This window comes from Segatella paludivivens DSM 17968 = JCM 13650 (assembly GCF_000373185.1).
Lineage (GTDB): Bacteria > Bacteroidota > Bacteroidia > Bacteroidales > Bacteroidaceae > Prevotella > Prevotella paludivivens.
Map to the genome: position 1 here is coordinate 169836 of NZ_KB890627.1, position 15508 is coordinate 185343.

9 protein-coding genes are annotated in these 15508 nt (G+C 37.5%); 3 read left to right on the forward strand and 6 right to left on the reverse strand.

The window, feature by feature from the left end:
• The first annotated feature begins 17 nt into the window (after nucleotides 1-17).
• Entirely contained in the window at nucleotides 18-1328 is a 1311-nt protein-coding gene (locus tag B045_RS0101735; RefSeq protein ID WP_025883086.1) for a carbohydrate porin, read from the forward strand.
• A 1182-nt stretch (nucleotides 1329-2510) separates the two neighbouring features.
• On the opposite strand, the gene B045_RS0101740 is transcribed toward B045_RS0101735, so the two are convergent.
• The 4 genes from B045_RS0101740 to B045_RS0101755 all read right to left on the reverse strand — a co-directional run bounded on the left by B045_RS0101740 (nucleotide 2511) and on the right by B045_RS0101755 (nucleotide 12048).
• On the reverse strand, nucleotides 2511-4097 hold the full coding sequence (locus B045_RS0101740; RefSeq protein ID WP_018462544.1) for a DUF4957 domain-containing protein: 1587 nt from the start codon (nucleotides 4095-4097) through the stop codon (nucleotides 2511-2513).
• Nucleotides 4098-4117: 20 nt separating this feature from the next.
• Nucleotides 4118-5926 carry a RagB/SusD family nutrient uptake outer membrane protein gene (locus B045_RS0101745; RefSeq protein WP_018462545.1) on the reverse strand — a complete coding sequence of 603 codons (1809 nt, stop codon included), beginning with the start codon at nucleotides 5924-5926 and terminating at the stop codon, nucleotides 4118-4120.
• A gap of 19 nt (nucleotides 5927-5945) precedes the next feature.
• Nucleotides 5946-9191, reverse strand: a complete 3246-nt coding sequence (locus tag B045_RS0101750; RefSeq protein ID WP_026234297.1) for a SusC/RagA family TonB-linked outer membrane protein — start codon at nucleotides 9189-9191, stop codon at nucleotides 5946-5948.
• Nucleotides 9192-9486: 295 nt separating this feature from the next.
• On the reverse strand, nucleotides 9487-12048 hold the full coding sequence (locus B045_RS0101755) for a glycoside hydrolase family 88 protein (protein WP_018462547.1): 2562 nt from the start codon (nucleotides 12046-12048) through the stop codon (nucleotides 9487-9489).
• A 562-nt stretch (nucleotides 12049-12610) separates the two neighbouring features.
• On the opposite strand from B045_RS0101755, the gene B045_RS0101760 reads away from it, so the two are divergent.
• Nucleotides 12611-13207 carry a sigma-70 family RNA polymerase sigma factor gene (locus tag B045_RS0101760; protein WP_018462548.1) on the forward strand — a complete coding sequence of 199 codons (597 nt, stop codon included), beginning with the start codon at nucleotides 12611-12613 and terminating at the stop codon, nucleotides 13205-13207.
• Here the strand turns inward: B045_RS0101760 and rpe are convergent.
• Both rpe and B045_RS15745 read right to left on the reverse strand, forming a co-directional pair.
• Nucleotides 13204-13854 carry a ribulose-phosphate 3-epimerase gene (gene rpe, locus B045_RS0101765; RefSeq protein ID WP_018462549.1) on the reverse strand — a complete coding sequence of 217 codons (651 nt, stop codon included), beginning with the start codon at nucleotides 13852-13854 and terminating at the stop codon, nucleotides 13204-13206. The genes B045_RS0101760 and rpe overlap by 4 nt on opposite strands.
• A gap of 20 nt (nucleotides 13855-13874) precedes the next feature.
• Nucleotides 13875-14000 (reverse strand): hypothetical protein, encoded by a 126-nt coding sequence (locus B045_RS15745; protein ID WP_262502963.1) that lies wholly within the window; start codon nucleotides 13998-14000, stop codon nucleotides 13875-13877.
• 489 nt (nucleotides 14001-14489) lie between these two features.
• On the opposite strand from B045_RS15745, the gene trpD reads away from it, so the two are divergent.
• On the forward strand, nucleotides 14490-15494 hold the full coding sequence (trpD, locus tag B045_RS0101770) for an anthranilate phosphoribosyltransferase (protein ID WP_018462550.1): 1005 nt from the start codon (nucleotides 14490-14492) through the stop codon (nucleotides 15492-15494).
• Nucleotides 15495-15508: the final 14 nt, after the last annotated feature.

Genomic DNA, 15508 nt, shown 5'->3' on the forward strand with positions numbered 1-15508 from the left:
TAAAAACAAGCATAGAAATGAAAAAATATATATTACTTTACATAGCTGTTATGGTGGCTATGCAAATTTATGCACAGACTGACACAATCGCAAACGAGCGATTTACGATTCATGCACAAACGACAGTAATAAATCAATATAAGCCTGGGTTTAACGCTAAATATTCTGGCATAAATAGTTTGAAAACTGCGACCGAAAGCCAAACCTCTATTACTGCTACACTTTTTGCGGGTGTTAGAATGTGGAAAGGTGCAAGCTTTTATATTAATCCTGAGATCGCTGGTGGTTCTGGCATTAGCGGAGCATTAGGTATTGCGGCAGCTACAAATGGAGAAACTTTTCGTATTGGTGATCCTGCACCACACATTTATGTAGCTCGCGTATTCTTTAGACAGGTTTTGCCGTTGACTCAAGAAACCGTTTCTCAAACAAGTGATAGTAACCAATTAGCTGGAGATTTACCAACTAAGTATTTGGCATTTACTATAGGTAAAATTGGTATTGCTGATTTTTTTGATGATAATAAGTTTAGTCATGATCCCCGTACTCAATTTATGAGTTGGGCTTTAATGGATAGTGGCGCATGGGACTATCCTGCTAACACAAGAGGTTATACACCGAGTCTTGTCTTAGAATTGGTAACACCCAAGCATGAATTGAGATACGGAATGTCGTTAGTCCCCTTAACTGCAAATGGAAATAAAATGAACTGGAATATTTCAAAATCATGTTCATACACGCTTGAATATACACATCGTTATAACCTGAACGAGTTAGCTGGAGCAATACGATTACTTACATTCTTTACAACAACCAAGATGGGAAATTACAGACAAAGCATTAATCAACAACCTGTCAATCCTAATATTGAGGATACCCGAAAATATGGTAATACAAAATTTGGCTTTGCTTTAAATGCAGAACAGAATATAACAAACGATTTAGGCAGTTTTCTCAGAGCAAGTTGGAATAATGGACGTAATGAAACATGGGCTTTTACCGAAATAGACCATTCTGTTAGTGGAGGCTTTTCTCTAACAGGAAAGAAATGGAAAAGAGAAAATGACAATGTAGGATTAGCTTATGTCGTATCAGGTCTATCAAAAGATCATAGAGAATATCTAAAAGCAGGCGGTACAGGCTTTATGCTTGGCGATGGCAATCTTAATTATACCAATGAACATTTGGTAGAGCTTTATTACTCTGCAGAGTTGAGAAAAAATCTTTATTTAACTGGTGCTTATCAATTCTTAGTTAATCCCGGATACAATAAAGATCGCACAGGTCCTGTCAACATTCTCTCTGTTCGTCTCCATGCTATATTGTAATTTTTAATTATGAAGGTTGTATTTATCATAAATTCAACCTTCATAATTAACTGTTGTTATGTCTAGAGTTTGAGTCTAGATATATTGGTGATGATTTGAATTTTGTCTACTTAAGATGGCTTCCCTGCGTGTTTTCAAAGCTACGGTATATCTGACAAAGCCTTTATGGGGATAACGAAACGTAGCTTGCAAGATTCAGCTACATCTACTTGTGTCATTTTAGGGATGGAATGTATTCTATGAGTGAATTTGTCAAAGAACCGTTGGCTGTATCTGAGGAACTGAGGATGTGAAAGTAGATTCAGTAAACGAGAACAGAATTTTCAAGCTTGTTTAAATGTTCTGCCGAATTCCGCTGAATTCTCGGCAAAGATACTGTAAGATTTTTATTCATACAATGAAATCAAGTTTGAGCTGTTAGCCAAAGTTTCAATTACTGGTGCTACACATAATAATACACGCGCATACGCACACTTTCGACTTTTCAAAAATACTAGTGTCGAAATGTCTATCCGTTGAATGTCAACTTGTTAGACTTCTTTTCGAGAATAATCAAGTGACGAAAATGTGTCAAGCAAAAATCTAATTGCATAATTTTCTAATGCAATTTTGCAAGCAAACTAGGTTCCATTTCGTGTTACTTTACCGAGTGATAAGGCCCTTATCACTCCCCAAAACAACATAAATCACAATGCATTTCTTCGTAAAACGCATGATAAAATTTGAGGCTTCTTCGTCATATCACCGTCACCATATATTATTAAAAATGACAGATAACATATTGATATTCATCATGTTGACATTTCGACACTAGTATTTTTAAAAACTCCTAAGTGCGCGTGTGCATGCACGTACATTATATATATAGAAATAAATAACGTAGCTAAAACGTAGCTCACGAAGCTAAAATGACCTAGCTACGTATCTTCAATCCCTCTGTTTATAGGCTTTGAGAGTGATAATGTAGCTCCGTAGCTAAATAATACAAAAAACGCAGGGGATATACTTAATGTCACTCGCTCATCTCTTATAAACAAAGGCTTTATGACATTAGTGGCATTCAATAAACTTTTTCTTGTAGATGTATCTTTATGATTTATATAGTAGGATGGGAGAGAATATAAAAATAGGAGAATACATTTTGTATTCTCCTACTTGATTTATTGTTTAATAAGAATATCTTTATTTAATCCAACGAGGGTCACCTGTCTTTGAAGATTTCAAATCATCAGTCTTTACTGTAAAATCATGATTTGCATAGTCTGCATAGCTAGGATTGTAACTAGTACCAGTATTGTCATAGACGGTTATACCTGTGTTTGTTTTATCATCAGTCGCTTGAACAAAGTTTGGTGAGTTATAGTAGTTGTTACCACTGAAACTCGGAATGATTGTTGTTGCAAATTTACAGAACAAACCAGTTGAATTACTTACGATATTATTTGTAAAGGCTATGGAAGTTCCAGTGAATCTTACATAGAAAATACCCTTATTTACAGAGCCCAGACCATCAAGTGTGTTGTGGTCAACGCTGATGTATGGAGCAACTCCAGGGAAACTGCTAGCCTTGTTATCGTATCTAAAGAAGTCACGACAAGAGATAGCGTAAACTGTGTTGTTTGTGAATGTCAAATTGTGGATTGCACCTGCTCTGCAATCAAGGAAATCACTTGCTGTGCTAATGTTGTGGATGATATTGTTGTTAATTTTTAAATTTGTAATATCAGATGCTACATTCACATAATAAACACCACCTGTATATCCTTTGACTTCACAACCTTCGATAGTTAAATCGCCAAATTTGCCTGCTGTCTTGTAGTCTGCAACATACTTGATTGTAACATTGTTGTTTCCGTCAAGAACAAGTTGTGTTAAGCTAAGTGCTGCACCATCGCTGAGTTGGAAACCTCCTTGTATTATAGCCTTGTCGTAAGAGCGTACAGACTTGATAGCGATGCTCTTGTTAAGAGGCATGTTTCCATCTATTGTGTTTATTGGATATGTACCTGGCATCAATGCTAAAACGTCACCATCTTTTGCATTGTCAATACAGGTTTTAAGATCACTACCTGCTTTAACAAGGGTTGCGCCACCTAAATCAATTGCAGTCTTTACACTTACGGTACCTCTTGTCTTTGTGTTATTATACAGTTTGATTGTGTAGCTTGTTTCTGGAGAAAGTCCACTGATAGTAGCCTTTCCTGAAGCAATCTCATCTGCTGTTACAGTGTGTGAGATTACATTTGATGCGAAAGAACCATCAGCCGTAGCCACGATAGAAGTTGCAGTTTGTCCTGCCGGCCATTTCAAAGTTACAGTAGTTGCTGTAATGTCAGTCTCTTCATTTACGGCACTGAGAATATTTTCAGGATCAGTTTCAGCATAAGCCGTACTCCATTTAGAGTCTCTTGAAGAATCATCCTTTGTTATGGCTTTAATTCTGAACGAGTATTTAGTCTCACCTTGAAGACTGCTTACTGTGTAAGGAATGGCGCTGGCTAGAACGCCAGTAATTGTTTTCACAGGAGTTCCCGCAAAAGTAAGACTGTCATCTTGGAACACCTCTATGGTATAGCTGTCTGCATTAGACTTGTTCCAAGTAAGTTTTACGTTTGTCTTGTTGACGACCTTTGCGGTCAATTCAACTGGAGCGTAGTTTCGGTCGAGAATCAAACTTGTTATCTCGTCCATTTGATCACTGCAAGAACTCACTGCAACGATGGTCGCAAGTCCAAGCAGGTATTTTGATATATTATTTATAATCTTCATAATCTTAGGAATTTTATATATTAAAATCCGAGCCATGTATTGTTTAGCTTACCATTACTGTTATCTATGAAAGTTTGCCAGATAGGCCAGATAGCATGTGTACTTGGTTTGTTGATATATAGACCGTTTACAAGGTCGTCATCAATCTTTAAAATACCAGTTTTTGAGTCTGGTTCAAGCCATGAAGTCTTTTCGTATCCATTCAAGCTAACAAGGTTTGCACCTTCATCATCTGTATCACCATGATTAAGACCATAGATAAGAAGGGTTTCACCATCTGTGGCAGTCTTGGTATATACACTTCCTGGTAAGTCTGCGTAAGCACCAGTGCGAGTTCTTAATGCCTGCATCTTTGTCTTTGCTTCAGCAAGTTTGTCATCAATAAGGTTCCAACGTATAAGGTCAGCTTTTCTAAGTTGTTCACCAGCAAATTCAAGTCCGCGCTGTTCAACAATACCATTGAAGAATGCGTCTTTGTTTGCAGTATATTTATTCTTAAGAGTAGCAACCTTCTCTGCTGGTAATACACGTGACAACACCGGTTCCATATATCCCCATGCATCGCTAGGACCACTAAGTTGGTTAATGGCTTCTGCTGCCATCAGATAAATATCAGCCATTCGCATATACTGGAAGTTTAAACCGTCATCATTTGTTGATGTTACGATACGATTCATCCATTCATAACGAAGTTTACCGAAACACCATTTGTTTACTTTGCGCAGTTGCTGCTTTGCTTGTGATTCGTTACTCCAGTCGTAAGGTACACATGTGATATCACGACGAACATCCTCATTGTCATAATCATAATACAAATAAGGTAAAGGACCGTTTACACCGCCTTGTGCTTGCTTTGTATACTGGTCTTTGGCATTATGCTTAACACCCCAAGTATATAGTACACGTCCACGACCGTCAGAGAAAGGAATTTCCCAAAGGCTTTCATTTCCAGCATCGGTATTATCCTTGCAAAGGTTCGTGAAGTTTGTTTTGAAGTCACCTAACTTATTCTTTCCACTGTTGATGACATCTTCGCATTCATCACGTGCAATCTTATACATATTGTCTACTGAAAGGGCAGGATCGTTACTTCTTCTTACAGTTCCGTCTGCACGGTAACTATATCCCGCTGCATAAAGTGCGATGCGTGCACGGAGTCCCTTTACGAAAGACTTGCTGACACGCTCAACGTTCTTAGTCTTATCATTGTCGTTAGGCCATGGCATCATATCTTCAGCTTCCTTGAGATCAGAAAGCAGTCTTATGTAGATCGAATCACGATCAGTGCGTTCCTGATACATAGTACTTGTAGAAATAGGCTGAAAGCGTGCAGGAACATCTCCCCATCCCTTTATCAAGTCAAGATAAAGTACGGCACGAAGAGTCATACCCTCACCGAGCAATTGTGCCATTTCTGGACGACTTGCAGGGGTTCCATATTGCTTTATAGCGTCTATTACCATGTTGGCACGTTCAATACCTTCATAAAACTTTGCATACGCATTGTTTGATGTATTCATAAGAGTATTGTTTGGTGTAGCGTTGTAAGCACATAGGTCATTCTTTCCACCGTCTGGTGTTTGTGCCAAAGTTGGGACATTCATCATCTCTACATCGGTGTTCATTCCGTAATATGGAATGAAACGACCACGATAGGAGTTAGTCTCTCCAAATGACTGGTGAATACCCATTATGGCAGATTCTGCCATTTTCTCTGTATATCCAACAACACTTGGGTCAAGCGAAGATTGGTTTGGTGCATCCATGTCGCAAGAACTTAGTCCGGCTAATGATAATGCAAGTATTGATAGCTTTATATATTTTTTCATTTTTAAATCCTCCTACGTATTAGAAATTCAAGTTCAAACCAATAACAAACTGACGACTCTTTGGATATCCAGAGTAGTCAACTCCTGGTGTAAGGTTTGTTCTGCGCATTGTTGACACTTCAGGATCATAGCCTGAATAACTTGTGATGCAGAACACATTGTAAGCAGTAACATAGAAACGAAGGCTGTTTATGCCCATTCTGTTTGTAACGAGCTGTGGCAGTGTATAGCCAAGTGTCAATGTGTTAAGACGAAGGAAAGATCCGTCTTCTACTGACCAATCAGAGAATACCATTCTGTCAGTGTATGGAGAGAACTCTGTTGTAGTAGCATTAAGTTCTTTCAATCTTGCAGGATCGTTCGAAATCAAACCTGTTGCTGGATCAAGGTTTGTCCAACGGTTACCAGCAGCCATTGTGCTTAACATGTTACGGTATTGGTACTTACCTGTTGTAGAGAATTCTATCTTGTTGGCATTGTATATGTCGTTGCCAACACTGAAATTAAAGTTTGCACTCAAGTCAAATCCATAAGCATGGGCGTTGATGCCGAAACCACCTGTGAAATCAGGGTTAGCATTACCGATGATAGTTTTATCGCTTGTGTCAATTTTACCGTCACCTGCATCTGCTTTACCATCACCGTTGGTATCTACTGTTAGTTGGTCTACCAACTTCATTGAACCTGGACGAATCTGACCTACAACATTAGTGGCATCAGCTACACCACTCTTGAGTATCCATTTCTTTTTTGTAGCGTCATAACCTGTGAAGTCATCAACTTCATAGCGACCAGCTGACTTATAACCATACATCTGACCTACAGAACCACCAACAGCAATCCAATAGTCGTTTCCTATTTCAGATGAAGCCCAGTAGCTTTCTGCACCAAAGTCGTTCATCATACCAAGACTCTTGATTTTAGACTTATTGAAACCAATGTTTCCATTTAAATCAATTCCCCAGTTCTTCGCATTTATAGCGTGCCAAGTGAAAGAAGCTTCAAGGCCTTTGTTCTCTGTCTTACCCATGTTTCTGTATTGGTAGTCATAGCCAGTTCCTGATACAGGGAAGGCGATAAGTAAGTCTTTTGTCGTGTTAATGTATGCCTCAACAGAACCAGTTAGTTTACCACCCCAAAGGGTAAAGTCAAGACCAAGGTTACGTGTAATTGTTGTTTCCCATTTCAAGTCAGGATTTGACATGTATGTAGAAGGTGCCCAATAGTTGCTGATACCGTTAATCCAAGATGTAGTATTGTTTTCATACACCTGTGTCAACTGTCCTGAAGGAATATTATTGTTACCAGCAGTACCGTAACTGAAACGAAGTTTCAAGTCATCAAGCCACTTTGATGTACCCTTCATGAAAGGTTCTGAAGATATACGCCAAGCAGCAGCTGCAGATGGGAAATATCCCCAACGGTTTTCTTTAGAAAACTTAGAAGAAGCATCTGCACGGAATGTCGCGCTTAAAAGATACTTATCCTTGAAATTATAGTTAGCACGTCCAAAGAAAGACAACAACTTGTCGTCAGGATAGTAATAGTCCTTAATCATATAAGGAGTACCCTGTGTTGAGAGTCTCCATGCGTCTTCAGCCATGTAGTTTACAGGGAAGCCGTGAATAATGTTTGTGTTTACTCTTTCTTTTGTTACGATATACTCATGACCCAACATTACGTTAAGACTGTGGTCTTTGCTGTTCAATAGTTTTTTAAAGTCATAACTTATAGTGTTTGTATTGCGGAAACTATGACGATCTGTCTGCTGAAGCTGTGTAGCAGGCATATTCTGATTTTCGCTTGCAGGTACGTTCTTTACATAATATGTAGTAGTACCCCAGAATCTCTTGTCATAGTTTGATGTGAGGTCGTAGCCGAATTCTGTCTTTGCAGTAAAGTTATCGAATATTTCCCAACCGAAATCGCCGGCTAAGTTAAGATTCTTTCTGTTTTGAAGACGGTCGTTGTCATAAACAGACTGTACTGGATTATATAGGTTACCAAGGTCGTCGTCGCCAGAACCGGAATCTGAAGTTAGGTTATTTATAGGGAATGGTGTATAGATTACAGAATATTTCAAACGTTTATCTGAATCGTATGTACTTGTAGCGTCGTTGGCACCACCACCACGAACATTAGTCATAGAATATCTAGCTTGTAAATCAAAAGTAGTATTCTTTGTTGGTTTTGAATTTAACTTCAAAGAGAAGTTGTCGCGCTTGTAGTTACTTCCAAGCATGATTGCCTTATCGTTCATGTGGGCATAGCTGAAAGCATACTTTAATGCTTCTGTACCACCGTTGATATTGATGTTGTGGTTGAATGTGTGACCAGTACGACCGAATGTTATATCCTGCCAATCGTTGGTTGCGACATCATCATATAAATCAAGATCTTGATATGAACCAAAGAAATTTTCATAGTTAGATATTGATTCTCCACTCTTCAACTGTGCAAGTTCATATTGCCATGTAGCATAATCTCTAGCGTTAAGAACATCTAGCTTTTTAGCGATTTTTTTAAAACTGTAATAAGCGTTATAGCTAACTTTAACTTTACCGCTTGTACCGCTCTTTGTTGTTACGAGGATAACACCGTTGGCACCACGAGAACCATAGATGGCTGTTGAAGATGCATCTTTTAATACAGTGATGTCTTCAATGTCATTTGCTGGAATATCGCTGATGCTTTCAACAGGGAAACCGTCTACGATGAATAATGGTTCGTTGCTCTGTGTGATAGAACCACCACCACGCACGCGAATCCTCATTTCAGCATCAGGCGAACCTTCTGTTGTCATGATTTGCACACCTGCCATCTTTCCAGTTAATGCTTCTGTAGCGTTGGCTACAGGAACAGCTTGCAGAGCCTCACTGTTTACTGTGGCAACAGATCCGGTCAAGTCTTTCTTCTTGACAGAACCGTAACCGATTACGACAACATCGTTAAGGCTTGTTGCCTCATCGTCAAGAGTTACTTTGATAGAGTTTTTTCCTGCAACATTTACGACTTGTGGTTTCATACCAACATATGAAACTTTAACTTTCTTAGTGTTACCTTTTAGGTTTAGTGTAAAGTTACCGTCAACGTCAGTTACACCGCCATTACCTTGTACACCCTGTTCCATAACAGTTGCACCGATAACTGGTTCACCGGAGTTGTCCTTTACTGTACCTTTGATAGTTTGTGCTGACAAACTTCCGACGAATAACGACAGAAGGCAGACTAGCACAATTCGAAAATTTTTCAAGTTACCAGACATACGTTTTTTATTTTATTAGATTAGTAAAAATTTACATTCACAAAAGTAATAAAAATATATTAACTATCAAACTAATAAATTGACAATAATATATGAAAAATTGTCAAGTTATTGATTATCAGTGATATAGTGATAACTGTTGTTGCTGATTAATTATATTTGCAACAAAAAAAGAACTAACCTTTATGGCTAGTTCTTATATGTGTAAAATGTTTGTATTGGTAAAAACTCACTATTTTAACATTTCCTATTTTGTTATGTTTACTTTGGTGGCGTCACAATTTTCAATTCTGTGTTAATTTTCTACAGGTAGATTGCTTTGTTCCATTTCAAGACTTGCCCAAACAAAAGGTCCTACACCTTTTGCGTCATTATCACGTATAGGTTCTGAAATGTAGTATTCAAAGCTACCGTCACGTTTGTAGTTAGGTGTTTGTACATATTTGCCAGGACCAGGACCTAGGCCGCTTACGGAACAACATTTTGTCAGACTTATTGTCTTGTCGGCATTTATGCGTACAAATTGTTTTAGTATGCCGTTGTATGCCGTTATACCTGCTTTTTGAAATTCAGCAGGAAGGTAGCCTTTGCGTACTCCTTTTAGAAGAACGTATGTGAACATAGATGATGCTGTGCTCTCAAGATAATTCTTGTCGCTATTCACATCCATGACGTCATACCATACACCGGTATTCTTATCTTGATATTTCACAACTGCTTTCATAGCCTTATTTAGCAGTTCTATAACTTCACCGCGTCGTGCGTAGTTCTCTGGAAGAACATCAAGAACTTCTGTCATAGCCATAACATACCAACCAAGAGCTCTAGCCCATGTGTGTTGACTTTGTCCGTTGTCTTTGTTTGCCCAGAATTGTGAATGAGTTTCATCCCATGCGTGTTTCCACAAACCTGTAGATTCGTCATAGGTGCGCTTGTCGGTCTTTATGATCTGATCTACTGCGTCATCAAAATATTTGTTAGCTTTCTTTGTGCTCATGTTTTGTGCTGCATAAGCTGTGTAGTATGGTAATCCCATGAATATGCCGTCTAGCCAAACTTGATTTGCATAAATTGCTTTGTGCCACCAAACTCCCTCTTTTGTACGTGGTTGGTTTTCTAATTGTTTGAACAGAGTCTTTAAAGCCTTATCTACATTCTTTTCTGGTTGTAAATTGTTCATTCTAAGTATGAACTTGGCTGTACGAACGTTATCAAGATTGAAGTCTTTATATTCATATCCAGTGATATTGCCTTCTGAGTCTATCATCTTTGCAGGATACTCTTTCAGATAATTCAATATTTCTGGGTTCTTGTATTTCTCATAAGTATCAAGCATACTTTCTTGCTCTATTCCCATTACATAACTCCATTTGGGTTTGGTAGAGAAATCAAGAAGATATGGATAAGCTGCCCTTTTCATTTCTGATGCAACCAGCCATTCGCTATAGTTCTTGAAAGGTTTATCAAGCAATACCAATGAACCGTTGATAAAAGTGTTCTCAATATTTATATCATGACTTTTACCAGTACGCATGATATCTTGGTCTTGTACACCATTAAATGTGCAGTTCTTTACATTTATATTATATATATTGTCTGCGTCATCAAGTCCGTTGAGTAATATGCCATATTTGCTTTTTTGACATGTTACATTTTCCATATATACATTCCTTACTGTAGGATTGAAACCGCGCTTTGCAGCTTCTTTTGGCTCGTAATTCAGATTGATTCGCAATACGGCTTCACGGCATTGTCCAACTTCTACATTACGCATATATATGTTTTCGGTCAATCCTCCACGACATGAATTTGTCTTTATGCGCAATACGCGTTCCAAGTTTGGTGAGTCCATTTTGCAGTTTTCAACAAACACGTTGTTGCAACCGCCAGAGATTTCAGATCCTATAACAACACCTCCGTGTCCGTCTTCCATCACGCAGTTTCTTACAATAATATTCTTACTTGGAATATTCCATTTTCTTCCGTCAGCATTTCTTCCGCTCTTTATGGCAATACAGTCGTCACCAGTATGGAAATTGCAACCCTCTATTATTACGTCTTCGCAGCTTTCTGGGTCACAACCGTCACCATTAGGACCGTTGTTCCAAACTTTAACACCCTTTACCGTGATGTTTTTTGAAAGTAATGGATGCATAACCCAGAATGGAGAGTTCAGTAGTGTAACATTCTCTATAAGAATACCTTCACATTTATATAAGTTGATGAGTTGTGGGCGCATTCCCAAGCCCTTCATGTTGCGTTTCTCAATAGGAGTTCCGTTTTCTACAAACTCAAATAATTTTGGTCTACCAACATTTTGATTTTCGGTGATTTTCTCTTTTGCTTTGAACCAATCTTTTCCGCACATCTTCCACCATGTATTCACGCTTCCATTGCCATCAATGGTACCTTCACCTGTAATAGCGATGTTCTTTTCTCCATAAGCATATATGCATGGTTGATAGTTCATGCAGTCCATACCTTCCCAACGTGTTTTTACAATAGGGTAGAGGCTTGTGTCAAAAGCGAATATTATATGTGCGCCTTTCTCTACAACAAGATTCACATTGCTTTTTAGCGTAATCGCACCTGTGTTCCATGTTCCGGAAGGTATTATTACTTTACCTCCGCCAGCTTTAGAACATGCAAGAATTGCTTTGTTAATTGCAATCTGATTCTTTGCAGCAGAAAGTTTAGATTCTGCTCCATACTTTGTGATTACAAAATTCTGGTTTGGAAACTCAGGTTGTTTCACTCTTTGTTCAATCTGTTTGTATGTATTGTCATTCCATCCTTGCGCAGCAATAGCGATAGGACATAGTAGCAGTGCAAACAGAATCGTTTTAAAACATCTCATGATATAAATTTTTTATTCTATTATTTTTTTGATTTAAATTTTTAAGTAGTGAAGACATTTTTAAAAACAGATTGTATGTCTTCACAGACATAACCTGTTATAATCGAAATGCCTTTTTTACATTTTCACAATGCAAATATAAAAAAAATATATTTATTTAATGCTGAATATTCGTTTAAAATATATCATTTTTTATCAAGTCGTTGATTTATAATGGATTATGAGGGAAATAAAAAAGAAATAAATAAGTCTTGTATGATAGAAAATAGAAGTGAAAAATAATTCATTATATTCAATATTGTGTTAAATCCTGAATTTATATGTTACAAAATTTGTTTTTTCAATTTATATAATTTATATTTGCCACAAGTTTTTAAGATTTAGTTTTTTACTAAATCGCCCTCGAGGTTGGATGCATCCTGCGCCAACCTCTTTTTTTATCGTTAAAAATTTGCCCGTACCGAAAAAATATTTTATCTTTGTAGCAATTAATACTTTAAAAGCAATAAAAATCAATTCGCCTATAGAAGCAATTTTACTTGGAATTTAAAACATTTACAAGATGAAAAATCTAGCCGTTATGACTGATGAAGAGTTGGCATTGTCTTATGTCAATGGAGATAATAGGGCGTTTGACGAATTGTTATTGCGCAATCAGTCTAAAATATTTTCTTATATACTGTTCGTGGTCCGTGATCGCGATATGGCTAATGATATTTTCCAGGAGACTTTTGTTAAAGTGGTTGTTAAGCTTCAACAAGGTAAGTATGTTCCAAGTGGAAAATTCTCAGCATGGGTGTTGCGTATAGCACATAACGTGATAATGGATCTTTATCGCGGGCAGAAGTCACAAAAGATTATAGATGCTGTTGATGACAACGATCTTTCAAATATTGCTGGAAATGATATGATTATCGGCAATGTAGAAAGTCAGTTTGTGAATACTCAGGTTTTGAGTGATGTTAGGAAAATGATGAATCTGCTTCCTACCACTCAACGTGAGGTTGTCTATATGCGCTATTTTCAGCAAATGTCATTCAAAGAGATTGCTGATACCACCAACGTTAGTATAAATACAAGTTTGGGACGCATGCGTTATGCCATTATAAATTTGAGAAGAATGGCAAGAGAGCATGACGTTGTCCTTCAACTTGTTTAAATATTCTTCAGTGACTTTATCGTTGCTATCGGATCCGAACTTTTGAATACGTAACTTCCGCTTACCAACACGTCAACTCCTGCTTTTACTAGTATAGGAGCAGTTTCTGCGTTTACGCCTCCATCAACTTCGATAAGAGTATCTGTTCCTGCTTCGTCTATCATCTTGCGAAGTCTTTTGACCTTATTAATTGTATTCTCAATAAACGTCTGTCCGCCGAAACCTGGATTTACGCTCATCAGCAACACCATGTCTACGTCGCTGATAATATCTTCAAGCATACTTACTGGAGTTGCTGGATTTAAAGTTACAGCAGCCTTCATACCAGCATTGTGAATTTGTTGTATCGTACGATGTAGATGCGTGCAAGCCTCATAGTGCACATTCATCATCATTGCACCAAGTTTTGCTGTTCGCTCGATATATTTTTCCGGATGCTTAATCATGCAATGTACGTCAAGCGGTTTCTTGCATATCTTGCTTACGGCTTCGATAATAGGGAAACCGAAAGATATGTTTGGAACAAACTCGCCGTCCATAACGTCCAAATGCAACCAGTCTGCCTCACTTTTGTTAATCATTTCTATATCTTCCTTTAAGTTCAGGAAGTTTGCCGACAACAATGAGGGCGATACCAATGTATTCATCTTCAAATGGTTTTAAAATATTAGTTAAGACAGAATACCTCTTGTTTGCCATTTACCGTTATCACCCGATAGGTATAGGCTATCTGCCTTATAATATTCAAAGTCTTTTCAGATGGTTGGGCTTCTTTTTGAGTAAAATACTTCATAGGCACTCTGCTTTTGTTATTAATATATTATTGAAACGCACCGTATCTTGTATTATTGTGCTATTAATGATAAAATATCGCCTATAATGTGACATATCTATATACATTATTACATATAATAGCTTTTACGTTTCGTTTATTAGTTCCTTTACAGAAATAGCATTTCCGCATATATTATGTTATAAGTATATTTACGGCTTTGTTCATATTGCAAAATAAGCTAATAAATATTTTTATTGCATTTTTTGTTTCGATTTGTTTGCAGAATAAAAAAATATCAGTATATTTGCAAGCGAAACAATTAAATAAAAGTAAAATGAATAATATGGTATCTACATCATGGTGGTGGCGTTGCTCAAGATTAAATAAGTCGTGAGTTACGAAGCCGTGTAGATATATATATAATGATATACAAAGAGGCCTGTCGTTCTTACGACAGGTCTTTTTTGTTTTAACAACATGTAATGACAATATAAAAAATATACGATTATGGCAATGAAGGACATTTTAAACCGCATGCTCAATCATGAAGAGTTGACGCGCGAAGAGACTAAAAACATCATTCTGGGTATCACGAAGAGTGAATTTCCTGAAGAACAGATAACAGCTCTTCTTACAGGATTGCAGATGAGAGGTGTTACTGTAGACGAATTATTAGGTTTCCGTGATGGTATTCTTGAAACAGGAGTTCCTGCTATTCTTGATTGTGACCGATATATTGATGTAGTTGGTACTGGTGGTGACCGTAAGAACACATTCAATATTTCAACCACTTCATGCTTTGTTATTGCCGGAGCTGGATATAAGGTAGCTAAACATGGTAACTTTGCAGCAACTTCAGTGAGTGGTGCATCTAATGTTATTAAGAATCATGGTGTTGAGTTTACTGATGATTTGGATAAACTTAATCGATCAATGGACGAAGCTAACATCGTTTACTTGCATGCTCAACTTTTTGCAAAGGCAATGAAGTTTGTTGGTCCTATCCGCAAAGCATTACAATTTCCTACCGTGTTCAATCTTTTAGGTCCTTTGGTAAATCCTTCACAGCCACAATGCCAACTTCTTGGTGTTGCCAATCTTGACCAGATGAGGTTATATAATCAGGTCTATCAGAAGATAGGTATTGATTACGCAATCGTTAACAGTATAGATGGTTATGATGAAATTTCGCTAACAGGAGATTTTAAGGTGTCTACAAATGATTATGAAAAAATATTCTCACCTTCTGATTTAGGCTTTAGAATAGCTAAGCCTGATGAACTTAAAGGTGGTGCCACAGAGTTGGAAGCTAAGGAAATATTCGATGCAGTGATTGAAAACAGAGCACTTGATGCCCAGAAGAATATTGTACTTGCAAATGCTGCATTTGGTATTCAGGTAATGGAAAAGGGCAAGAAGAGTATTGAGGAATGTATTGATATTGCCCGTGAAAGTATAGACAGTGGTGCTGCTCTTTCTACATTTAAGAAGTTTGTTGCACTTAATTCTTAACGAAATAGTATATA

Bases quoted from the DNA above. Each gene is read 5' to 3' on its own strand.
- rpe (WP_018462549.1), bottom strand. From the start codon at position 13,854: ATGAATACATTGGTATCGCCCTCATTGTTGTCGGCAAACTTCCTGAAC.
- B045_RS0101760 (WP_018462548.1), top strand. From the start codon at position 12,611: ATGAAAAATCTAGCCGTTATGACTGATGAAGAGTTGGCATTGTCTTAT.
- B045_RS0101750 (WP_026234297.1), bottom strand. From the start codon at position 9,191: ATGTCTGGTAACTTGAAAAATTTTCGAATTGTGCTAGTCTGCCTTCTG.
- B045_RS0101755 (WP_018462547.1), bottom strand. From the start codon at position 12,048: ATGAGATGTTTTAAAACGATTCTGTTTGCACTGCTACTATGTCCTATC.
- B045_RS0101740 (WP_018462544.1), bottom strand. From the start codon at position 4,097: ATGAAGATTATAAATAATATATCAAAATACCTGCTTGGACTTGCGACC.
- B045_RS0101735 (WP_025883086.1), top strand. From the start codon at position 18: ATGAAAAAATATATATTACTTTACATAGCTGTTATGGTGGCTATGCAA.
- B045_RS0101745 (WP_018462545.1), bottom strand. From the start codon at position 5,926: ATGAAAAAATATATAAAGCTATCAATACTTGCATTATCATTAGCCGGA.
- B045_RS15745 (WP_262502963.1), bottom strand. From the start codon at position 14,000: ATGAAGTATTTTACTCAAAAAGAAGCCCAACCATCTGAAAAGACTTTG.
- trpD (WP_018462550.1), top strand. From the start codon at position 14,490: ATGGCAATGAAGGACATTTTAAACCGCATGCTCAATCATGAAGAGTTG.